We start from the raw sequence: 23,476 nt of genomic DNA on the forward strand, positions 1-23,476 counted from the left end.
GATGGTACTGCACTCGAGAGGGTGTGGGAGAGTAGCACGCCGCCGCTTCAAACGTTGGGGCCTCCCGGTCGAGCCTTTGGCTCCCGGGAGGCCCATTTTTCATGCTCTCTTTTCGGGCTTCCCGGCGGGCGTCGCTCCAGGAACCCCCGTTTTTTCATCACCTCCCGGACCTCCCGGCAACGCCTTTCGGGCTCGTCGAAGGTCCTTATCCGGAGTCTCCACCGGATGTCCGCTTTGAGAACCACTTTTCTCTTTGATGTTTTTTGATTTGAGATTGTGCTGTGGCACCATGGATACACCATAGGAATCATGTGCCAAGGGGATAGCTATGTTTCTTCTTCCAGATCAGCAACTCAGACGTGCCGATCGAGTGATGCGGCAACGACTTGTGCCATATGTGCACGAAACATTATCGCATTGTCAGTTACGCGCTTTTCGCCAATGAAGGCGAACCCGAACAGAGCGCCGACTTTCTTGCCCGTGTCAGGGAAAACAAAGTGGATTTTCTCGACTTCATGGTTCCTGGTGCCTGGGGCACGATATGGGGTACCACATGGTTCGAGGTTCGTGGACGTATCGACCGTGAGTCGGTCAAAGGCAGAGCCGTCGAACTGGTTGTAGATCTGGGATGGAAACGACATCGTGGCCCGGGCTTCCAAGCGGAAGGATTATGCTATCGCCCTGACGGCAGCGTCATCAAAGCGGTGAATCCAGACAATTGCTGGATTCCGCTTATCGATGCCAATGGCGTGGCGAATGTGGAGCTTGACGATGCCGGTCGTTTCACGGTATATGTCGAGGCCGCATCGAATCCACCGGTCGAAGCTGACCTGCCATTCGCGCCGATGAATCTGGGGGAGCGTGCCGACGGTCGTCCATCCGACTATGTGCTCACCACAATGGACGTGTGCGCTTTCAACCAAAACGTGTTCGACTATCTGATGGACTTGGAAACCGTCACCTCGCTGATGAGGGAACTCAAGGATGATGATCCTCGATATTGGCAGCTGGCCAAAGCGCTGCAACGATCACTCAACACATATGACGAGCGTGATATCGCCGGAACTCTGGAGCCAGCCAAGGAAAAGCTTGCCGGGGTATTATCCGAACCCGCATATTCCAGCGTCATCCATCATGTCGCGGTCGGCCATGCGCATATCGATTCCGCATGGCTGTGACCCGTGCGCGAAACCCACCGTAAAGTGGCCCGCACGGTGTCCAACGTGCTTGCCCTGATGGACGAGGATCCGGATTTCACATACGCGATGAGTTCCGCCCAACAGTATGCGTGGATGGAACAGGAACATCCAGACCTGTTCGCGCGCATGCTGCAGCGCATCAAGGAAGGACGATTCATTCCCGTCGGCGGAATGTGGGTCGAATCCGATAACATGCTGCCCACAGGTGAGTCGCTGATCCGCCAGATCACGTTCGGCATGCGTTACTTCCGTGAGCATCTTGGCGTGGAACCAAAAGGACTGTGGCTTCCCGACAGTTTCGGTTATTGCGGGGCATGGCCGCAAATCGCACGTCGTGCCGGTTTCGAATGGTTCCTCACACAGAAGATCTCATGGAACGACACCACGAAATTCCCCCACCATTCCTTCGAATGGGGCTGAACCAATTCCACGACATTCTTCCCGGATCGGCGATCGCATGGGTGCATCGGCAGGCGCGTGCGGACTACGTGCGCGACATCGCAAGACTGCGTGATATCGCCGCTGAAGCGGGTGCTTCCATCGCATCGGTGCGGGATGATGCCGACATGCGATCGAACGCGGCCATCGTCCCATATACGGCAAAGAATGGCGATTCGTGGATTGCTCGCACCGCGGCAGTGGGAACGCAGGATGATGACGCGAACGGCACCGACGCGGTCGCCGATGAATCCACCATCGCAACGACATGCGACGACGGTCGAATCATACTTGACAACGGTTTGCTACGTGCCATCATCGCACCAGACGGTACGGTCCGTTCACTGATCGACCTTGATAATGGACACGAACTGGTGCCCGACGGCAGTGGAATCGGGCATTACGAGCTTCTCCGCGACGAGCCATACGAGTGGGACGCATGGGACATCCAGCGCGATGCCTTCCTCAGCGCCGAAGGCATCGATGACTCGCATGTGGAACGAGTGACGGAGACAAAACGCGGCGGAGCCACCGTGCACGTGTCCAGCACCACCGACGGGGTGTCCATCGATGCCTGCATCACATTGCGGGCAAAGTCGAAAAGCCTTGAATTCCGGACCAAAGTGGATTGGCGGGCATCCGAACGATTCCTCAAAGTCGACATTCCCATGGCTATCCAGGCCGACCGGGCGCAGTACGAATGCCAGTACGGCATGGTGGAACGGCCCATTCAGAAGAACACACGTTCCGACGAGGCGAAATACGAAAGCTGCACGCACCGGTTCGTACGCGTCGCCGATGCCGGCTATGCGGCTGCGGTCGTCAACGCCAGCACCTACGGTTCCGACGTTTCGCCGATTCACCGGAACACGGCTTCCGGGCCGGTGCGTGGCACGATGATTCGACTTTCGTTGCTGTCGTCCCCGCTATACCCCGATCCGAACACTGACAAGGGCGTGCATGAGTTCGCGTGGAACGTTGTGGCGGATGCCAGTATGCCGGCTGTGCTTGACGAGGCGAACCGTCTCAACGCGGCCGTGCTGCCTGCCATGCCGGCGTTCGATCCGCTGGCGCAGCTCAACCCGGTGGATGGCGTCATGGTGCTTGACTGGGTCAAGCTTGCCGATGACGGTTCCGGTGATCTGATACTGCGCGTCTATGAGGCGGTCGGCGGCGAAGCCCATGCGAGACTTGCCGTCAACGCCGCTTTGGGGAAGGCCACGGTACGCGAGTGTTCCATTATGGAGGATGCGCGGCTGGATGCCGAATTGCCCGCGGCTTTTGCCGACGGTGATCCGTCCGTGGCAAGAACGGCGCAAGGAGCGATGCTGAGCCTGCATCCGTTCCAATTGGCCACGTTGCGCGTCAGTTGTGGAAGCGATGGTGGAAATACTGATGGGAATGAGAGTGGAAGCCTGCGATAGATGAGGAACTGGCGGCGGATGCGCTGAGCCGTGCGCCGCCTATTCCTTGGCTTGAGTCCACGCCTGAAGCTTCATACGATTGAGCTCGGTGTTGGGATCGTACGTGTCATCCAACCGCTCCTGATACATCGCGACCAGTTCTCCGCCGCGGCCCAACGCCTCCAAAGCGGCCTCACGAATCGACTCCCATTCGTACGGCACCACTTCCTCGGGGAACATGACCGTGCACTGGTTCGGTGCGTCACGCTCCACCAGATCGACGAAATTCAGCAGATCCTGCCACCGTTCGGCAGCGATCAGCCGCGCCGCGTACGCGTCGGCAAGCGGCTCGGACGTATGGTTGTCGCGCAGGAAACGATCGGCCTCCTCGGCATCGCCACTGATCCGCATCAGATCGTGCCGCAGGAACTGCACGGCATGGTCGAACTGGTTTTGCGCGGTCTGCGCAAGCTGCTGTTTGGACAGGAATGATGGGTCAAGCATGGCGAGATCGTTCAGTTCCTCGGGGGAGAGGGTAGGTGAACCGCCGGTAGTGGAATCGCCGGCAGCGCCCGTGGAATGCGTGATCGAGTTCGCGGTATCCGCGCCGTCCGCAGCGTCTGTACTATTCGTGCTATGCGCATTGTCCGCGTCAGAGGACGTATCACGGAGGTTGTGAGATTGCGTTGCGGTGGCGTCGCGTGCACCCGTATCGCCCGTAACATCACTGTCGATACTGCCGACGCTGTTCATAGTGTCGCCAGTAGTGCTGCTCGCATCGCCATTACCGGACTTCGCTGCGAAATCACGCATCGCGGCAATGCCCTTGTTCAACGCGTCATAGGCGAACATGCGCGTATCATCCCATTGCGCGAACGACAGTCCGCAAGACAGCAGCTCCACCATCTGCATGGCGTTGAGCCGGAAATCCTCATTGCACGCCACCTGCGTGATCATGCGCAACGCCTGCTCGCCCGTCATCGGATCGGCGTTGCAGGCCACGGCATCCATGTACACGCGTACGGTCTGAATCAGATCTTTCAGGTAGTCGAAACCCTCGTTGTCACGGTCGGCCACATTGCCGACGAACCTTGCGGTCATCTCCACAGCTTTGGCGAGATTGCCGACCGCGTCAAGCCATCGCGTGCTGATCACCGCGTTGCCGACCACCGCGTCCACGCCGGACAGCGCCTGCGAATCGATCGAAAACGTCGGCATATCGATGCGCGGAATCTCCACGCCCGTATCGGTACGTTCCGCGGTGGGCACCATGGAGGCGAGGGCGTCGAAATACCATTGCATGGGCATGTTGATGACCACGTCCGCGTCGGAAAGATTGGCGACCGGCACATCGTTGCGTTGCGCGGCATCCTCCTGGCTTGCTTCGCGGATGAGATGATTCCACAGGAAAGTCGGCCCGTCGAATTCGGCGGAACTGAGCCATCCGTTATTGACGTAGTCGGTGAGATCGTCGGCTTCCTGCCTGCGATTGAAGCTGCCCATGCGCCCACCTTTCCGTTGCGATGCCTGTGATTGCATAGTTGCGATTGTGCCGCAACAAGTAGCCGCACCAAGTATAGGCGGCGTCGGCTACGTCTGTGGAAGAGAGCGGAAAGGGCGGAATGAGGGGGAAACGAAAATAATGACGAAAATGAGACGGCAAAATGGCCGTTCGGTAAAATCGGACTATAATCAATCGCACATAACAGAACATGTTTTCAGCGCATTCGGAAATGTTTTCCGGGTGCGCTGAACGGTTTTTGGCGCAATATGAACGGAGGGCCAACACAAGATGAACGCACGCAAACTTGGTGCGGCGGCTGGGGGCATCGCTTTGATCGTAGGTCTGTTCACGGGATGCGGTTCGACGAACAGCGCTTCCAATGCGACGTCGGACGGCGATTCGAACAGCGGCACAACCGCGACATATTCCGTGGACGGTGCCAAAGATTCCATCCGCATCGCCTCCGGCTCCGAAAACAAGGAAGTGAGCGGGGCCATCGAACAGGCGGCCAAACAATCGAAAGTGTCAGTGACCGTCGACTACATGGGGTCGTTGGACGTTATGGACGCGCTGCGCAACAAAGGCCATCACGCGGGCAGGGATTACGATGCGGTCTGGCCGGCCAGCAGCATGTGGATCACCATGGGGGATATCAAGCACGTCGTCAAGGACCAGGTCTCCACGTCCACCACGCCGGTGGTGTTCGGCGTGAAGCAAAGCAAGGCTGAGAAACTCGGCTGGGCGAATACGGACGGTACAACGAAGCCGGTGTCCACGAAAGACATTATGGATGCGGTGAAGGCCAAGAAGCTGTCGTTCGCTATGACGTCCGCCACGCAATCGAATTCCGGAGCGTCGGCGTACATGGCGTTTCTGACGGCGCTGAACGGCGGTAAGTCGGCACTCACCAAAGACGATTTGAACGATGCTTCATTACGTAAGTCCGTGAAAACCGTACTGTCGGGCGTCAATCGTTCATCCGGCTCGTCCGACTGGCTGAAGGACATGGTCGTCAACGACCCGGATACGAACGATTCCATGGTGAACTACGAATCGCTCGTCATCCAGGCGGACAAGGCGTTGACGGCGAAGAACAAGGAGCCGCTGCTGGCCGTCTATCCGTCCGACGGCATCGCGATTTCCGATTCGCCGCTTGCTTACGTGGATCGCAGGCAGGACAAAGAGGATGCGTTCAAGCGATTCAGCAAGTCGATCACGTCGAAGGATTCCAAGAAACTGTTCGAACAGGCGGGTCGTAGAATCGGTTCGGACGGCACGCTGGCGTATGCCAAAGATGCGAAGGTGAAGGATTCGTTCCGTAAGGAATGGGGCGTCAAATCGGATTCATCGGTGCTGAAAACCATCACCATGCCATCCTCCGACATCATCGAACAGGCGCTCGACCAGTATCAGACCGTCCTGCGCAAGCCCGCTTACACCTTGTGGGTGGTGGATTATTCCGGATCGATGTCAGGCAAGGGCAAAAGCGGTGCCGTGGCCGGTTTGCAGGCGGCCCTCGACACCGATCAGGCACGCGCCTCGCATATCGAGCCGGGCGATGACGACGTCAACGTGTTCATCCCCTTCAACAGCAGCGCGAAAGTGGCGCAGGTCGCGCAAGGCAAGCAAACCGCGACCTTGCTGGCCGCCAGCGAAAATCAGGTGGCAAATGGCAATGCGGACATCTACAATGCGCTGGAAGTCGCGTTGAAGAATCTGCCGTCCGACCGCGACGATTACACGGTGGCGATCGCGCTGCTGACCGACGGGCAGTCGGACACGGCGAAGCTTGACGAGTTCAAGCAGCAGTATGCGTCCGATGGCAAAGGCGTTCCGATTTTCTCCATCATGTTCGGCGACGCGGATTCGCAGCAGCTCAACGATTTGGCCAAGCTGTCCAATGGCAAGGTGTTCGACGGACGCAACGGCAATTTGAGCGGCATCTTCCGCGAAGTGAAGGGCTACAACTGATTTGACGGTGTGGTGCTGATTGGTGCCAATGCCGCGGAAGCGGCGCTTGCCTGTGTTTGCGTTATCGTGCGCGACGTGACGGATGCGGCGCGAGTTGCTGCGTAAGCTGCTGCGCGTGCTGTGAAGTGTCTCTTTTCCCTACACGGAACGACGTGTGAAACAGTGTGTGAAACGTCTGCGCTGTGCGATAGATAAAACGGTGTTCGTGCGAGCGTGACGGTAGAATGGTGTGCTGTGCCGCATAGGGCGGCCAGTCCAATTAGGCCTCTGATGAAAAGGGGGAACCATATGAAGGTTGCAAGTGGCAATGTCCTGTGGCAGCAGCGCAAGCGCAATTGGTGCCGTACGCCGTTCACGTTCACCGTGTACACACTTACCGACCGTGAGCTGAGCGTCAAAACCGGCATTCTGAACGAGAGTTTCAACTTGATCAAACTGTTCCGCATCGTGGATATCAGCGTAGAACGTACATTCCTGCAGCGCATCTTCGGCATGAGCACGATTGTGCTGGATACGCGCGATCAGTCGTCCGGCAATGGCGTAGTGGCATTGAAGAACGTGCTGAACGGATTCGAAGTTCGCAAGGTGCTGCAGGAAGCAGTGGATGCCTCCCGTAGGGAGAACGGCATGTCGGCGCGCGAATTCCTGGGCGGTCCGGGTGGTCCTGCTGGTCCGGGATTCGGTCCAGGTCCTGACGGCCCTGGCTTCGACGGCGGTTTCGATGGGCCCGACATGGGTGGCTACGCCGACGGTCGGTGAGTGACCTTCCGTAGTTTCGGCTACTTTCAGCTCGGACGGCTTGCGTATATATGCTGTACATACAACGTATATACACAAGCCGCTTTTATATGTTTCGATGTGTGGCTGGAGTGATTGCGGGGCTATCTCGCTTATGGATGGCGGATTTTCATGTGCGTCTGCTGGTATCTCGCTTATGGATGGCGGTGTACTGAAGTAAATCGCTTGTTTGGGGGTATGATTCATACCCCCAAACTTCGTTTTTGCTGTTGGAACCGCCATCCATAAGCGAGATGGCATGTGTCAGTGATCCAAATCCGCCATCTATAAGCGAGATAGGTGTCAGAAGGTCGCGAATTACAGGGCGGACTTGCCGGTGAGGTGGCGGTAGAGTTCCGGATCGACCGGTTTGCCGAGCTTGAGTGTGGAAATGACGACCTTTGACTCGCTGCCATCCTCGCCGGGGTTCACCGACGCGCGTACGTCGTCCAATGCGACTGCGCTGCCGACGAAGTAATAGGATTTCTCCTGTTCTTCGGCTTTGCGACGGATGAAAATCGGCACAAAATGGCGATTCTGCCATTCCGGAGTACGTTCCGTTCCGTCCAGCAGCCACCGGAATTCGTTTGATTTAAGCGAGCGATTGTTCTTGCTGAACCATTCGATCTCGCCGGGATTAAGGAACCGGTCGCCATACTGGCTCGCCTCATATTTAATGAAAATCGGAAGCGAGCCGCTTTCGGTGTCCAATTTGTATCCGCCGACATTCTGCGGCACCTGTTCCGCAGGCCAACCACACAGTCGCATCACATCGAACACACTGTACTTTTCTCCATACAGGAACCCATGATTCTGGCGGATATGATGCTTGCGGGACGATTCCGCCAACGCCAACGCGTTGAACAGACCGGCTTCGACGGTATCCGTGAAGAACGTGCGGAAAGTGGTCTGTTCAAGCATCGAGCGGAACTCGTCGGTCAACCGATAAGCCCCATCATCGCAGAGGCGCACCAAAGGAGTCTGCCCGAAACGTTTGCTGTTCGCGGCGATGAAATAGGAATAATCCAACGTGGCGAACGCGGAACGGCATTGCAACTCGTTACTGTCCGCATCGGGGAACAGCGCAGTCAACAACGTCTGCAAATCGACGATCGTGATCGCATGCTGTGAAGCGACCTCACGAAGCGCAGTCAGCGCATCCTCGGAACAATCCGGATCGATCCGCTGCCAATCCATACCGCACAATGCCGCCAAAATCAGTAATTCATGTGGGCGCAAACCACGCAGTTGCGTGGCCGTCAACATTTTCAGCACACCATTCTGCGCATCCGAAGTTGGCTCAAGCTGCTCAAGATACGAAGCGGCCGCATTCTTGCCGCGCGACAAACTCTTCTCGCGGGAACGTACAAACGACAGATAATCGTCATTCTTCGAAGCCATAGTGAACACAAGCGAAACATCGCGTCGCGCGAAATCCATCAGCATCGGGATGCGTCCCAATTCGTAACGCATCTGCTGATATTGCTGGCTCAACAGTTTCATGTTCGACAAATCGGCGGTATCCAACGATGCAAGCACGCGCTCGCGAGAGATTTTGTCGAAGCTGATGGAAGAGATACCAATGGTTTCGCGTTGCAGATTCTTGCGTGCCACATCGCGATCGCCGGTATTGCCATACAGGGCGATCGGAATCAGATAGTTGTTCGCGTAGTTTCCGATGAAATCGATGACGACCACGCAATCCTTGCCGTTTGCCTTACGTAAGCCGCGGCCGAGCTGTTGCGTGAAGATGATGCTTGATTTCGTCTGACGCAGCATCACGATCTGATTGACGTGTGGAATATCCACGCCTTCATTGAACAGGTCGACGGTGAAAATATAGTCCAATTCGCCGTTCTCCAACTGTGCCACGGCAGTGTCGCGTTCCATCTGCGAATTTTCGCCGGTGATGGCTTTCGTGCGGTATGGCCGTTCCGCCTGCTGGTTCATCTGCTGGTTGAACAGGTCGGACAGTCGTTTCGCTTCCTCGCGTCGGCTGCAGAACACCAGACCTTGCACGGGTGTTCCGGCCTCGCTGTAGATCTGTATCTTGTCGATGATGTAGCGCACGCGGTTCGGGTCGGCGAGTTCTTCAAGCCAACGGCTTAGCTCGTTACGTTCCTGGTCGGTCATTGACTCGACCTTGACGTCTTTGCCGTCGATCTTCTCGTCGGGCGCGTCCTGAATGTATTCGTGCACCCCGTAATAGTGGAACGGGCAGAGCATGTCCTCTTCAAGCGCCTTCTGCAGGCGGATTTCGTAGGCCACGTTGTTGCCGAATAATTCGAAGATGTTCGCACCGTCCGTACGTTCCGGCGTTGCGGTCATGCCGAGCATGAAATTCGGCTGGAAATGGTCGATGACGCGTTTATACGATTCGGCGGCCGCATGATGCACTTCGTCGACGAGAATGTAATCGAACTCGTCTGCGTCGAATTGTGCAAGCGTTTCCGGACGCGACATCGTCTGCACGGTGGCGAACACGTATTTGCGATCCGATTCCTTGCTGCCACCCGAAAACAGGCCGAGTTCGCTTTTCGGGCATCCAAGCACTTTTTGGAACGATTCTTCAGCTTTCTTGAGGATCTGCTCCTGTTGCGCGATGTACAGCATGCGATTCGGTTTGACCTGCCGCACGTCGAACGCTGACAGATACGTTTTGCCGGTGCCGGTAGCGGAAACGATGATCGCACGGCTTTCGCCCTGCTTGCGTAGCTGTGCGAGATTCATCAGCGCTTCCACCTGCATGGCGTTCGGCTGAATGGTTTGCGATTGGCTTGTTTTTTCGATCGGCTTGCGATTCGGCCGTTGCGGCGCGTACTTTTTGAAGTCTTCCTCGTACAGTTTCAGCCAAGCGTCGGTGAGCGGCTTCGATTCGCTGATTTGCGATTCGATTTCCTCGCTAAGCTGTTCGGCAAGACCGCTGGTATCGGTAGTGGCGACTTTGAGATTCCACTCGCGATTGGAATTCAGCGCGTTGATGGTGAGATTCGAACTGCCAACATACGTGGAATACAGCGGCTCGTCGCCTTGCGTATGATGGAAAACATAGCCTTTGGGATGATAAGGGTAGGCAGCTGTGGCATCGTCATCGTTTCGGCTGGACCGCTCCGGCTGCCAAACTTGCACTTGAATGCCGGTTTCCCGCTGAAGTTTCAGCAGTTCCCTGAATGCTTTGGGAGAGTTGAAATAATTGAACGTCGACGTGATGATTCGACCGGCCTGATGGTCATTGTTGTCGGCGAAATCAAGGAAATACTGCTTAAGCACCTGCAACGCGCCCTGGCTGACGAATGCGACGGACATGTCGAAATCCTGACTGCGTTGCAGTTCGTCCTTGATGGCGTATTCCATGGTCCGACCGTCATGGTTGGCGATCAACGTCGGCTCGTACTGTGCGTCGACATTGTCCTTTTTGTTGATGAAACCGGATAGCAGCGCCTCAACAAGGGAGGAATGGTCATGGTCGTCCATATTGCGCATCATCAGTCGTCACTTTCGTGCGTGGCTGCCGGAAAAGCCGGAAAATCCATGGCGGAGATCAATCGCACCGCTTCTCGGTCGGCGGGCGCCCAGTCCAAAGTGGGCATTTCGGCGGGCGCTACCCAACGAATCTCATGATGCTCGGTCAGATGGGGTGCGCCGCTTATCAAATGGCACACAAACGACGTGAGCACGACGGTACCGAAATCGTAATCGTAAGAAGACGTGCACACTTCGTTGGCAACTTCGACCTCGCACAGCAACTCTTCTTCGATTTCGCGATGCAATGCCTGACGCGCCGTTTCATGCGGTTCGATCTTGCCGCCCGGAAACTCCCAGAAACCAGCCAGTGATCGGCCTTCTCCGCGTTGCGCGCACAGCACCTTGCCGTCTTTGACGATAGCCGCGCCGACGACGTTAATGGTTTTGCGCGGTGTCGGTTGCGCTGACTGTTGCGGATTCTGGTCGGTTGCCGTCATTGCTTTCTCCTGACTAATGAACAGGTCCAGGATACAACGGGGGAGATTACGCCAGGCCCGAATGGGGAGCAACTTACGCGATGGAAATCAGTCCCAATGGTGTCACTTGCATGGCCTGGTGTATCGGCAGTTGGGGAAACCGGTGCACCCGTAAAACGCGCGGGACGGGTCGGAGCCGGTGTGCCGCAATCGCAATGCCTCACCGCAATTCGGGCATTGCGGCGGCAGTTTCACGCCACGGAAGATGTTCGGACAGATCCTGTCGTGCAATTCGTACATGAAACGTGACGGACGCGACTGGTCCACCACGAAAAACAGCTTCTTTTTGCAACGCGTCATCGCCACGTAAAACAGCCGGCGTTCCTCCGCGTGCGGCATGCGTTCCACTTCCGGCAGTAGCAGGCCGAGCAGCGGCTCTTCCGGAATCGCGCTTGGGAAACCCTTCAAACCGCCGGAACAGCACAGCAGAAACACGAAATCGCGTTGCAGACCCTTGGAAGCGTGCGCGGTCATGAATTTGATGTCCATGTCCGGTTTTTCCGGAAAAACGATGCCGCCGGTATGCTCGTCGATTTGGAACAGCCCGTCGCGGTCGTTGCGTGACAGCAGGTTCAGGTCGCTTCGGTAGCGTCCCAGCATCAGCACCGACGCGGCTTTCGGCAGTTTGCGCAGCTGCTCGACGATCGCATCGAACCGTTCCTCCTGCGTTGCGCCGCCAAGCGCCTTCAGCGAATAATCCTTCTTGTCGCTCGGATTGCGCAATTGCTTGGCGTACAGGCTTTTGTCCTGCATGACGAACGCGCCGCTCGCATCGATGAGGCTCTGCCGGAACCGTCGCGTCGTCGTGATCTGGAACATGCGTGTCGGCCCCCAATCGCGCCAAATATCGGCGAAATCGAGAATCAGGTGAATGTCGCTGCCGGCGAAACGGTAGATCGACTGCCAGTCGTCGCCCACGCAGAACAGCGTGAAATCGCTCTGCTCACGCAATGCGCGGATCAGCTCGTAACGTGGCCGCGACATGTCTTGGTATTCGTCGATGAGCACGTATTTGTACGGGTGGCGGTATGCGCCGCGCCTTACGCAGCGAATGGCGTCGGTGATCATGCCGGGAAAATCGATGCCCTGGGTCGCGCGGAAATTGCCGACATACGCGTTGTACAGCGGCTCGACGAGCTGCAGCATCTCACGATTACGGCCGATATGTTTGCCGCCGCGCCTCTCATTGAGCTCGCGCATGCCGTCGATGCCGATATTGTTCTGCCGCATGTGCTGGATGATGGTCTGCGCGTTTTCGACAAGGCTTTGCCTGTACTGGTTGAAAGCGTAATCATCCGTCGGCAGTTGGAAATCCTCACGTTTCGCGGCGGCGCCATACTTGCCGAACAGCTCCTTCGACATGAGCTTGAATGCGAGCAGACGGTAGGGGATGTTCTGTGCGAGCAGCCGGTCAAACGTGTCTCGTACCACGGCGTTCGACGCATGGCCGTCGATGATGGGACGGTTGGCGATGGTGGCCGCACGGCAGATTTCCAGGCCGAGACTGTGGAACGTGCATGCGCGGATCGTTTTGCCGGTGCTTGCCATGATGCGTTGCGACATTTCGTCCGCGGACGCCTTGGTGAACGACAATACGAGAATCTCTTCGGGGGTGGCGCGTTTTGTGGCAAGCAGCCATGCGATATATCCGACGATGGTAGTGGTTTTGCCGGTTCCCGCGCCCGCAAGCACGAGGGTGTTGTGACCTGCGCCGGCGATCGCGCTGATCTGCTCGTCGCTCAATTCGTGCTTTTCGATATTGCCGATGATGTCACGCGCCTTGTCGATGCGGTCGGCTGGCAACAGCGGTTGCGGGGTGAGCTTTGCAGGCCGTTGCGATTGGTGTTGCTGCGATTGACGGCGTTGCGATTGACGTTGCGGCGTGGCATGCGGTTGCAGTTGCGGTTGCGTGACTCGTCGCGCAACCTGTCCCGTCTGCTTGGTCTGTCCGGTCCGCGCAGGCTTGGCGTTGTTGGCATTCTTGGCAGAGGATTGCGTTTGCCGGGGCTGCTGCGTTTCATCTTCCGTGCCCAGCACGTACTTCAGCATCCTCAGCAATCCCATGACGCTCCTTCCATGCGTTTCCAAACCGCCGCAAGGGGCAATTATAACGTGGGCGGAGCGCGTCACGCCCACGTCATCGATCGCATCGCTACGCTTCGAACGGGTACTTAAGACCCCAATCCGCACGCAGCGAATCCATGCATTCCATGATGCGCAACGTGTCGGAATGCGGCATCTCATCGCATTCGGTACGCCCGTCCAGCATGGCCTGCGCGGCCGATGCCACCTCATACTCGTAGCCGGTCAACTGTTCGGGAACGTCATAATGCGCGGTGACGGCATGCGAGCCGTCGAACACGTCAATCGCCTCGACATTGTTGATGTTCTGGCACGTGAGATACCCCTCCGTGCCCCACACCGCGCCCATACGGTCCGAATGGCACAGAATCGAGCTTTGCGCGGTGGCCATCACACCATTCTGGTAATAGAACGTCATCGAATTGTGCGCGTCCACGCCGGTTTCATACGGTTGCATCGACGATTCAACACGTGCGATCGGCGCATTATGCATGATCATGTCGATGAAATTGATTGGATACACGCCGACGTCCAGCAGCGCGCCGCCAGCCAGCGCAGGATCGGTGATACGCGCCTTCGCCGTGGTCGGATAGCACAGATTCGCGTCGATCGCCTGCACCTCGCCGATCACGCCGGACGCGATGATATCGTCGATCATGCCACGCGACGGCATATACCGCGTCCAAATCGCCTCCGTGCACAGCATGCCGGTCTCATCCGAAACGTCCAATATCTCACGCGCCTGCTGCGTGTTCGCGCCGAACGCCTTCTCCACCAGCACGCCCTTGCCGGCGCGCATGCACAAAATCGCCTGCTCGGCATGGAAGTTATGCGGAGTGGCGATATACACAAGATTCACGTTCGGATCGGCGACAAGCTCCTCATACGATCCGTACGACACCGGAAAACCATATTTCGCCGCGAACGCCGCTGCGCGCTCGCCGTCGCGGGCCGCCACCGCGTACGGTGCGACCAGATCACGGTACCGGTCATCCGCCGCCATTTTCACCAACGTTTCGGCCATGCTCTGCGCGATACGGCCCGCGCCGAGAATCGCCACATTGATCTGTGCCATGAAATCTCCTTGTTTTGAACTGCCTGTTTGCTACGTTGCAATGACCAGCGTACGCCACATGCGACGGCGGCACGCGTTATGCGAAAACGATTGATCGGCCCTTTTGCCATAATGGGAAGCCGTGACGGCAGAGCATCGCAGGCAGACAGCCAAACCCGGAAAAACCGGCAAACCCAAGAAAACCGGCAAACCTAGAAAAACCGGCAAACCCGAAAAATACGAGCGGGGCACGCGCAGCTACACCATGTCCCACATCCGCGGCAAAGACACATCCATCGAACGGATGGTACGTAGCTTTCTGTTTGCCAAAGGCTTGCGATTCCGCAAAAACGACAAGCGATACCCAGGCCACCCGGACGTGGTACTACCGAAATACCGTACGATCATATTCGTCAACGGCTGCTTCTGGCACATGCACGAAGGCTGTCCGAAAGCCACACGCGTGCCCAAATCGAACGTCGAATTCTGGACCGCGAAACTGCTGCGCAATCACGAACGAGACGCGAGGCAGCGCGCCGAACTCGAAGCGGACGGCTGGAAAGTCATCGTGGTGTGGGAATGCGAGCTCGGTAAGAAGGTGCGCGACGAACGGTTGGAACGGCTTTACCGCGAAATCGTGGACGATTCCGTGAAATGAGTGTCGGCAGGCAGCATTACAGGGAACGTGGTAAAAACGAAATATGGGAAATGCTGAAAATGGCGCGCAGCCGCAGTTGTCGAAGCGCGCGCAGATTGCCAATCCGTTCCGCGCCATGGTGTTCGGAGCCATGGCCGATGAGATGATCGCCGACGGCACCGACGTGGTCAAACTAAGCCTCGGCGAGCCGGACTTCGGCGCGCCGCCGGCCGTGCGTGACGCCATGCGCGAACAGTATGACGGCCGTCCGCTGCCGTACACCGCGGCGATGGGCCTGCCGGAACTGCGCCAGGCGATTTCCGATTTCTATAAGGAACGTCACCACGTCGACGTCGACCCGAAACGCATCGCGATTACCGCGGGCGGTTCGACGGCACTGCTGCTGTCCGCCGCGCTGACGGTCAACGATGACGACGAAGTGCTCATCGCAGACCCGTCCTACCCGTGCAACCGCGAGCTGGTACGCGCGTTCGGCGGCAAAGTCGTGGACGTGCCGACGTCCGCCGCCACCCGATTCCACCTGACGCCGGAACTGTGCAAAGAATACTGGACGGACCGCACCAAGGCCGTCATGATCACTTCGCCGTCCAACCCGACCGGCACCACCATCGCCTTCGACACCCTGAAAGCCGTGTGCGACCTAGCCCGTGAGCGTGGCGCATGGCGCATCGTCGACGAAACCTACCTCGACCTGGCCGACCGCGAACCGGACGGATCCGACGTGAAATCCGTGCTGGCCTGCGATCCGGACGCCATCGTCTGCTCCAGCTTCTCCAAGTTCTTCGGCATGACCGGCTGGAGGCTCGGCTGGATGGTCGTGCCCGAATACGCGCTCGAAGCCATGGACGACCTCGCCACCAACTTCTTCCTGTGCGCGCACACGCCGACCCAGCATGCGGCGCTCGCCTGCTTCACGCCGGAAACGCTGGCCGTGTGCGAGGAACGCCGTCAGGAACTGCTGGAGCGCCGCCGCATTGTAGTGGACGGTTTGGCCGAGATCGGTCTGCCGCTGGAAGTCGAACCGAACGGCGCGTTCTACGCGTATTTCAACATTTCCAGCACCGGTTTGGATGCGTGGACGTTCTGCGAGCGTGCGTTGAAGGAGGCGCATATCGCGTTGACGCCTGGCCGCGATTTCGGCGAGGCCACCGCGGATACGCACGTGCGCCTGTCGTACGCGGCTTCCCGCGAAGCCCTGCGCGAAGGATTGAAGCGACTCGGTGATTTCGTAGCCAAAGTGCGTGGCTGAGGTGCATGGTTGAGATATTCGGCTGAAACATATGTCTGAAGCGCGATTTTTCACGCCGATGCAATCGTTTCCCGCACTGTGATTATTGGGTGCCCACCCTCCTTTCCGAGGGTGGGCATATTTGCAAAGGTTATCAAGGCATGTCGTGCAATAGGTTAATCGCTTAAGTTATTAAGCTGTGAACCATGGTTACATTGCATTCGCACGCCACCCGACTTGGCGTGCTTGACATCGGTTCGAACACCGTCCACATGCTCATCGTCGACGCGGCTCCGGGCGCGCGCCCCGAGCCCGAGGCCAGCACCAAAAGCACCATTCGCCTGATGCAGTATCTCAAAGATGACGGCAGCATCAAAAAAGCGGGCACCGAAGCCTTGCTTAGCGCGGTTGAAAAGGCGATGAAACTCGCCGAAGAATACGAAATCACCCAGCTGCTGGTCCTGGCCACTTCCGCACTACGCGAAGCGCCGAACGGAGGCAAGATCCTACGCAAGATCGAAGAGGCCATCGGCCAGCCGGTCACCGTGCTGTCCGGCGTGGATGAGGCCCGACTCACCTTCCTGGCCGCCCGCCGTTGGTATGGCTGGGATGCCGGCCGTTTGCTCGTCATCGACATCGGCGGCGGCTCGCTCGAAGTGGCCATGGGCTCCGACGAGGATCCGACAGTCGCACTGTCCGTTCCTGCCGGCGCAGGCCGCGTGACGCGCGAGTTCCTGCCGGAAAGCGGCGTCGCGGATGATGACGATCTGGAAGCTGCCCGCAAGAACATCCGCAAGATCCTCGAGCCAATGGTCAAGTCGTTCCCCAAATCGAAGCATCCGATGCATGCCGTGGGCACGTCGAAGACGATTCGCTCCCTGGCCCGTCTCGCCGGTGCGGTGATGCGCCAACCGGGCCGTGTGGACACGTCGATTATGACGATCGACCAGCTCGAGGATTGGCTACCGCGTCTTGCGGCCATCGCCCCGGACCAGCGCACCGCATTGCCGGGCGTCACGCCGGAACGTACGTATCAGATCGTCGGCGGTGGCCTGGTGATCGATGAGATTATGAAGGCGCTGGACGTCAAAGAAATCGAAATCTGCCCGTGGGCGCTGCGAGAAGGCGCGATTCTGCGCTGGCTCGACCAGTTCGGCCGCACAAGGCTTGGTTTCTAGCGGCTTCGCGGCTGTGGCGCGTTGTTGAGAGCGCGCTTTGGCCACGTTGCCAAACCTCGCTTACGGCTCGGCTGTAATTGTTGCAATTACTGGAATCTCGGTAATCGTAACGATTGCAGCCGAGCTTTGTATTACGGCGGTATTACTGCCCTTGCAGTTCCTCCAACTGGCGCTTCGTCTTGTGCAGTTTCGCGTAGATTTCATTGCGTTGTTCGGGATTCTTGGCACGCTGATGGTCGCGGGTGAGCTTGTCGACCTGCGCGGTGAGCTGTGCAATCTGCATGCGTCGGGCAAGACGCGTGTTCACGTCGATGGGGGAGGGGTCGTCCAGAATCACCTGCGAGCATAGCGACTCCCACAAGGCGTCCATGGAATCGACCGCCGGATCCGTGGCGTTCAGCGTGGCCTCGCCGGCCGGCTGCCAATCGGAAGCGAACACCTTGGATGTGGTCGTGTGCCCGGCACGTGCCGGCAGCGCTCGACGGACGGCGAACGCGCACTCCTGACGCGTCGTACCTTCGAAATCGGCGTCGCGTACGCAAACGAACAGCATGCCCGACTTGCGTTGCATCGCAATCAATTCGACGATATCCGTCGGAACGGCGGCGTTTGGTTCGTGCAAACGCAGGCCGATCACCAGTATTTCCGGCACGCGCGTACCGGCGGCGAGTCCGATATTGCGCGCCTGCAGCAGCGACAGCATGGTGATTGATTCGATGTCGTTCGCCAAACGCTGCTTTGTTTTGGCGGAAACCGGAATCTTCGCCACGAACAGGCCTTTCGGCAGCCTCGCCTTCTCGGCGGGAATCGCAGTGGAATTCGGCAGACCCAAAGTGGTTGCGGAAACGGAACCGCAGGAGGCGATCGTCATTGCTGGCCTTCTTTCGTAAGCACGCCGCAATTGTTGCGGCATTGCTTCGACTGTAGCGCATATGCATTGCGATTGCCGGCATTCGCGCGATTACTGGCGATCATTGGCGATTGGGGAACGCGATTGCAGTGCGCGACACGCCGAAGTTTGCCGATTGCCGCATGTTCGCGTATTATTTCCTCTTGCGGTGATCATAGCCTAGGTGAGACGCCCGGTCCCATTCCGAACCCGGAAGCTAAGGCCTAGCACGGCGATGGTACTGCACTCGAGAGGGTGTGGGAGAGTAGCAAGTCGCCGCGTTTACTCTTTTCGAATCCCGAGTTGAGCTGAGCTCCTCGGGATTTTTCGTTATCTGTCAAAGCAACTGACAAGAGTGCGTCGCCACTATCTTTTACATTGCCAATGCCGTTACGCCGTCAGCGTGACTGTCGTCTATCCAATATATAAAAAGTATATACGTCTTATATAAATTGATTGTCGAAGCGGAGGAACCTTCATGATCATCTCGGTCATCAACCTCAAGGGCGGCAGCGGCAAAACCACCACCGCCATGGCGTTGGCCACCGCGGCCGCACGGCACAACCGCAACGTGTCCGTGCTGGACACCGATCCGCAAGGCGATGCCACCACATGGGCGGGCGACGCCGAAGACGCCGGCGAAACCCTGCCGTTCACCGTGGACTCCGCCAATATCGGCAAACTGAAACGACTGCGCAAAACCATGGCGGATGACGAACTCGTCATCATCGACTGCCCGCCGGCCGGCAACGTGGTGGACGTGGCCTGCGATGTGGCCGATTTCGTCATCGTTCCGGCCACCCAGGGGCCATTCGAACTGAGCCATGCGCTCGAAACCGCGGAAAGCCTCGACGCGGCCGGCAAACCGTACGCGCTGCTGCTGCTCAAAGTGGAAAACAACAAGCTGGCCGGCAACGCGGTCAATCTCATCCGCGAACGCGGCGCCAGCGTCTTCGACGCGTCCGTACCCAAGCGCGTGGGCATGCAGAAAGTCATTGGCCACGCATTTCCCAGCAATCTCAATGGGTATGAAGACGTGTATCTCGAACTTGAGGAGGCGATCGCCTGATGGCCATTAGAAAACCGAACGGTGGTGCGAAGGCAGTGTCCACCGCTCCGCTGACCAGCGTGCAGGACACCCGCAGCCGTGGCAATGGCAATGGCAACGGCGAACGTGTGCTCATGAGTTTCAAAATTCCATCCGATCTGAAAATGATGCTGCAGGAAAACGCGCGTGAACGCGGCACCACCGCCAGCCGCATCATCATCGACGGCATCCGCCACGAGCTCGGCCTCGACGACTAAGCCGAAGGCGTGAAGGAAACCGTCGGAACATCAACGGAACGGACATAAACGGACACGGGCGGACATGGATGGTCGCGGACGTGCGTTCCGAAAAAACAAGGGAATGGTATGGCTCAGGCAAAAACACGCCAGCCGCAAGGGCCGGCAACGGGCAAATCGCAAGCGTCGGCCAAAGCGAATCGGGCTAAGGCAAAACCGGCCGCAACGAGACCGGTCAAGCCGCTACGCACGCTGAATAAGACGAAAACGCATCGCGTACGCAACTTCATCTGCGCGGTGATTGCCTTCATATTCGCGCTCGCCGCGCTGCTGGGCACTGTCACGCACATTCTGCCGGAAGAACTGCAGGCGTTGCCGTATATGCCGATCGTCGTCTCCCTAGTGCCATGGTTCACGCTGCTCGCCGTAATCGCGCTCGTCTGCGCCATCGTCTCCAAACGTACGGTGTCCATCGTGATGGCCGTTCTGGCGATTGCGTTGCAGGCGTTCTGGCAGTATCCGTTCTTCTACCAGCCTTCGAAACTGCCACGTGCCGCAGTCGCGGCGGCGTCCGGCGAAACCGTCAACACGGATGACGGCTACGCGCGGCTGATGACGTGCAATGTGTACAAAGGGCGCGCCGATGCGCGTGAGATCGTGGATCTGGTGCGCAGCGAACACGTCGAGGTGCTTGCGTTGCAGGAGACGACCGACGCTTTCGTGGACGATCTGAACCGTGCCGGCATCGCCTCGTATCTGCCCTATGCGCAGGTGTCGAGTTCGGACGGCGTGTACGGCAACGGCCTTTGGTCGGCGAGTCCGCTTGACGACCCTTCCGATGACGATGTCGATTCGAGCGCGTCGTTCATGCCGGGCGGCACCGTTTCGTTCAATGGGGGAGCCACGCAGGTGCGTTTCGTATCCGTGCATACCACGTCGCCGACGAACGATTACTGGCAGCAGTGGAAGCGGTCGCTCGACGAACTGGCGAAACTACGTTTCGACACTAGCCGACGGTACGTTTTCATGGGTGATTTCAACGCGACGTACGACCATACGCCGTTCCGCAACATTCTGGGAAACCGTTTCTCCGACGCCTCCCGTCAGGCCGGCGAGGGATTGAAATTCTCATGGCCTGCGAATGTCGATTACGTGCCGTCGTTCGCCGGAATCGACCATATCGTACTGGATTCCGGCATGCAGGCCGGACAGGTGCGCACAGTCAAAGTGGACGGCAGCGACCACAAAGCGCTGCTGGCGATTGTGCGGGTCGGCTAAGCCCGTGGCTAGACGGTGACGACCGGCATGTTATTCGAATATCAGATGCAGGCGATGACGTTCGTGCATTGCGGTTCTGTGGGCAGCATCGGCATGGTGAACTGGTCGAGCAGCTTGTAGGAGAGCGGTCCGGGCAACTGTCCTACCGGATTCGTGTGCGCCAGCCGTTCCACAATAGAGAAATATGGTATGTCTTGCATGCTGATCCCTTGGTCTTCCAAAGGTGATGTATGGGTTGTGCGGTTGCTTTCCGATGCTTCCATAGCAGAAGGGGGAACCTTTTGGATACATTCACTCAACCGCTTAAGTATCCGTTTGCCACTATAACAGAGGGAGGGTCATTGTGCCTGTGCTGGAGGGTGGCGGTGAGATGGTGTTGTCCGGATTGCGGACGTGCGATTGATCTTGGATGCTGCCGATGGCGATGCGCGCCGACAATGTACGGGGATATGAAAAAGTGCCCCAGATAGGAATCGAACCTACGACACCTTCTTTAGGAGAGAAGTGCTCTATCCACTGAGCTACTGAGGCAACGAGTCACCATTGTACACACAATATGGACTCGACATGACGGGTAATCGGACCTGATTGTTCGGGCTCAAGCCGTTTGACGGACGTTCCGGTGGAACGTCCGTAGGTGAGGGGAGCGGCTGTGCCGCGACGGATGCTCAGGCCAGATTGTCTTGCGTGCCTGCGGTGTTGGCCGCGGTGGCCTGCTCTGCCTGCGCGGCGTCGAGCTTGGCTCGGACCTCGCCAAGCAGGCTCTGCGCGCGCTTGGCCAACGCCTCGCCGATCTCCCACTGCCGCATGGACTGGTCGAGGTTCAGGCCGCCCGCCTCCAACGCCTGCACGGCCTGGATGAGCTTGTCGCGCGCCTCCTCGTATGGCATCTGCGCGATTGCTTCGCGTTCCTTGTCGGTCAGGCTGGATGCCGGTGCTGCTTCGTTGCTCATGTGCTACTCCTTCGTTACGGTTTTCACTTCAGACACGACGATGCCGTGCTTCAAGGTCATGGTCAGCTGGTCGCCCGTCTTCACCTTGTCCGCGTCGTCAAGCACATGCCCGTCGGCGCATTGCACCACCGCGTACCCGCGGTCAAGCGTGGATTGCGGACTCAGCGCGGTCAGCGACGCGTGCGCTTTCTCGATGGTCAGGCTCGCGTCGTCAAGAATACGGGTCAGACCGATCCGCATTCTTGTGCGTGCGTCATCAAGGAAACGCTGATGCGGTTCCAACATGGTGAGCGGCTGGGTGAGGCTTGGACGGTTCGCGTAGCCTTCGATAAGCCTGGTCTCGTTGGAGACGGTGGCGTCGATGCGCATGCGCATGCGGTCCAGGTTCACCTGAATCAGCTGCATCTGCTCATGCACGTCCGGCACGACCTTCTTCGCTGCGTCGGTCGGCGTGGAGGCCCTGAGGTCGGCCACCAAATCCAGCAGGGTCCAATCGTCCTCATGCCCGATGGCGGAAATCAGAGGAGTGTGGGCCGCCGCCGCGGCGCGCACCACGTTCTCATCGGAAAAGCCAATCAGATCTTCGAAAGCGCCGCCGCCACGCGCCACGATGATCACATCCACATCTGGATCGGCATCCAGCTGCCGGATGGCCGCTACCACGTCCGACGGGCACTGCTCGCCCTGCACGTGCACATGCGTCACCTTGAAGCCGACGACGGGCCAACGCAGACGCACGTTGGTGATGACGTCGCCTTCCGCACGTGCCTGCGGCGCGCAGATCAAGCCGATGCAATGCGGAAATTCCGGCAACGGCTTCTTGCGATCGGCGTCGAACAGACCTTCTCCCTTAAGCTTCTTGCGTAGCTCGTCGATCATGGCCTTCAGACTGCCGCCCGCGCCGGCCGTGATGATCGCGTCGCCGCGCAACGACAGCGACGTGCGCTTCATCCACACGTTCGGCTTGCCGTGGATGATGACACGGTCGCCCTGCACAAACGGCGCCGCCGCCGCGGCGAACCGTCCGAAGCCGTTGACTTCCATAGCGATGTCCTGCTGGTCGTCGCGCAGCGTGATGTAGGCGCTTCCCTGACGACGCGTGTTGATCTGCGTGATTTGCCCGGCCACCCATACGGAGGGCCAACGTTCGACCGCCGTGTAGAACTTCTCGCTGAGCAGGCTCACCGGCCAAGGGTTGTCGGCGGTGGTTTCCGACGCCAGACGGGGCAGCGGCTTCGACGTCCGCTGCGCCGTCGGTGGGTTGTAATCCGGGTTCCAAGTCATAAGTCAAGATTCCATCATCTTGCGGACAAATGGAACATATGTTCGAGTGTTGCGAATGCTCCGTGCGTGAAGATAGTACGGTGTGTGGGGCTGTGTCAAAACGACACTCCGAGATGAAATCGTTACTTTTGTCACACAAGGTACAAAATGGCGAAATCTCGCCAAAAGTAGAATATATAGTTTCTCTAGCGGCGTGGTGACACTACATTTAGTGCCGACCTTGGCGTAGAGTGTGCATCTGTAGATACGAACGGGCATGCGGACGAAGCATGAAACCTGGCCGGATGGGTCCGGC

17 protein-coding genes, 1 tRNA gene, 1 rRNA gene and 1 pseudogene are annotated in these 23,476 nt (G+C 58.2%); 10 read left to right on the top strand and 10 right to left on the bottom strand.

The features are described from left to right. Positions 1–328 precede the first annotated feature (328 nt). Positions 329–3,061, top strand: a pseudogene (locus tag Q5H33_RS04410) (alpha-mannosidase). A 39-nt stretch (positions 3,062–3,100) separates the two neighbouring features. Here the strand turns inward: Q5H33_RS04410 and Q5H33_RS04415 are convergent. After that, complete coding sequence (locus tag Q5H33_RS04415; RefSeq protein WP_003811161.1) at positions 3,101–4,543, bottom strand: hypothetical protein; 1,443 nt, start codon at positions 4,541–4,543, stop codon at positions 3,101–3,103. A gap of 289 nt (positions 4,544–4,832) precedes the next feature. On the opposite strand from Q5H33_RS04415, the gene Q5H33_RS04420 reads away from it, so the two are divergent. After that, positions 4,833–6,515: a VWA domain-containing protein gene (locus Q5H33_RS04420; protein ID WP_302423240.1), complete on the top strand. Its 1,683-nt coding sequence runs from the start codon at positions 4,833–4,835 to the stop codon at positions 6,513–6,515. 288 nt (positions 6,516–6,803) lie between these two features. Further along, positions 6,804–7,274, top strand: a complete 471-nt coding sequence (locus Q5H33_RS04425; RefSeq protein ID WP_021913132.1) for a PH domain-containing protein — start codon at positions 6,804–6,806, stop codon at positions 7,272–7,274. 336 nt (positions 7,275–7,610) lie between these two features. Here Q5H33_RS04425 and Q5H33_RS04430 read toward each other — a convergent pair whose 3' ends face one another. From Q5H33_RS04430 to Q5H33_RS04445, 4 genes are all read right to left on the bottom strand, one after another. Further along, positions 7,611–10,778 (bottom strand): DEAD/DEAH box helicase, encoded by a 3,168-nt coding sequence (locus Q5H33_RS04430; protein WP_302423244.1) that lies wholly within the window; start codon positions 10,776–10,778, stop codon positions 7,611–7,613. Then, positions 10,778–11,254 (bottom strand): (deoxy)nucleoside triphosphate pyrophosphohydrolase, encoded by a 477-nt coding sequence (locus tag Q5H33_RS04435; protein ID WP_021913130.1) that lies wholly within the window; start codon positions 11,252–11,254, stop codon positions 10,778–10,780. Before Q5H33_RS04435 ends, Q5H33_RS04430 begins: the two co-directional genes overlap by 1 nt. 102 nt (positions 11,255–11,356) lie before the next feature. Next, entirely contained in the window at positions 11,357–13,357 is a 2,001-nt protein-coding gene (locus Q5H33_RS04440; protein WP_229081566.1) for a UvrD-helicase domain-containing protein, read from the bottom strand. 88 nt (positions 13,358–13,445) lie between these two features. After that, positions 13,446–14,450 (bottom strand): Gfo/Idh/MocA family protein, encoded by a 1,005-nt coding sequence (locus Q5H33_RS04445; RefSeq protein ID WP_003811143.1) that lies wholly within the window; start codon positions 14,448–14,450, stop codon positions 13,446–13,448. Positions 14,451–14,571: 121 nt separating this feature from the next. On the opposite strand from Q5H33_RS04445, the gene Q5H33_RS04450 reads away from it, so the two are divergent. The 3 genes from Q5H33_RS04450 to Q5H33_RS04460 all read left to right on the top strand — a co-directional run bounded on the left by Q5H33_RS04450 (position 14,572) and on the right by Q5H33_RS04460 (position 17,493). After that, positions 14,572–15,087, top strand: coding sequence for a very short patch repair endonuclease (locus Q5H33_RS04450; RefSeq protein WP_034984700.1), 516 nt, complete (start codon positions 14,572–14,574; stop codon positions 15,085–15,087). 43 nt (positions 15,088–15,130) lie between these two features. Then, entirely contained in the window at positions 15,131–16,336 is a 1,206-nt protein-coding gene (locus Q5H33_RS04455; protein ID WP_003811136.1) for an aminotransferase class I/II-fold pyridoxal phosphate-dependent enzyme, read from the top strand. Between the two features lie 185 nt (positions 16,337–16,521). Then, a complete protein-coding gene (locus tag Q5H33_RS04460; RefSeq protein ID WP_003811134.1) occupies positions 16,522–17,493 on the top strand; it encodes a Ppx/GppA phosphatase family protein in 972 nt (323 codons plus the stop codon). A gap of 142 nt (positions 17,494–17,635) precedes the next feature. On the opposite strand, the gene Q5H33_RS04465 is transcribed toward Q5H33_RS04460, so the two are convergent. After that, positions 17,636–18,364 (bottom strand): DUF4391 domain-containing protein, encoded by a 729-nt coding sequence (locus tag Q5H33_RS04465; RefSeq protein ID WP_021913138.1) that lies wholly within the window; start codon positions 18,362–18,364, stop codon positions 17,636–17,638. Between the two features lie 183 nt (positions 18,365–18,547). On the opposite strand from Q5H33_RS04465, the gene rrf reads away from it, so the two are divergent. The 4 genes from rrf to Q5H33_RS04485 all read left to right on the top strand — a co-directional run bounded on the left by rrf (position 18,548) and on the right by Q5H33_RS04485 (position 20,944). After that, positions 18,548–18,664, top strand: a 5S ribosomal RNA gene (gene rrf, locus Q5H33_RS04470). A gap of 196 nt (positions 18,665–18,860) precedes the next feature. After that, complete coding sequence (locus tag Q5H33_RS04475; protein ID WP_035011565.1) at positions 18,861–19,451, top strand: AAA family ATPase; 591 nt, start codon at positions 18,861–18,863, stop codon at positions 19,449–19,451. Beyond that, positions 19,451–19,687, top strand: coding sequence for a hypothetical protein (locus Q5H33_RS04480; RefSeq protein WP_033499890.1), 237 nt, complete (start codon positions 19,451–19,453; stop codon positions 19,685–19,687). The genes Q5H33_RS04475 and Q5H33_RS04480 overlap by 1 nt, the downstream gene beginning before the upstream one ends. Positions 19,688–19,795: 108 nt before the next feature. After that, positions 19,796–20,944: an endonuclease/exonuclease/phosphatase family protein gene (locus Q5H33_RS04485; RefSeq protein ID WP_021913180.1), complete on the top strand. Its 1,149-nt coding sequence runs from the start codon at positions 19,796–19,798 to the stop codon at positions 20,942–20,944. A gap of 41 nt (positions 20,945–20,985) precedes the next feature. Here Q5H33_RS04485 and Q5H33_RS04490 read toward each other — a convergent pair whose 3' ends face one another. The 4 genes from Q5H33_RS04490 to xseA form a co-directional block, all read right to left on the bottom strand. Next, a complete protein-coding gene (locus tag Q5H33_RS04490) occupies positions 20,986–21,144 on the bottom strand; it encodes a hypothetical protein (protein WP_227561794.1) in 159 nt (52 codons plus the stop codon). A 258-nt stretch (positions 21,145–21,402) separates the two neighbouring features. Then, a tRNA-Arg gene (locus Q5H33_RS04495) sits at positions 21,403–21,475 on the bottom strand. A gap of 137 nt (positions 21,476–21,612) precedes the next feature. Further along, complete coding sequence (locus Q5H33_RS04500; protein ID WP_003811124.1) at positions 21,613–21,897, bottom strand: exodeoxyribonuclease VII small subunit; 285 nt, start codon at positions 21,895–21,897, stop codon at positions 21,613–21,615. A gap of 3 nt (positions 21,898–21,900) precedes the next feature. Continuing rightward, the gene (gene xseA, locus Q5H33_RS04505) at positions 21,901–23,181 is read right to left on the bottom strand and encodes an exodeoxyribonuclease VII large subunit (RefSeq protein WP_003811123.1); all 1,281 of its coding nucleotides are present in this window, start codon (positions 23,179–23,181) and stop codon (positions 21,901–21,903) included. Positions 23,182–23,476 lie beyond the last annotated feature (295 nt).

The sequence above is a fragment of the uncultured Bifidobacterium sp. genome (assembly GCF_959020145.1).
In the GTDB taxonomy this organism is placed as follows: Bacteria; Actinomycetota; Actinomycetes; order Actinomycetales; family Bifidobacteriaceae; genus Bifidobacterium.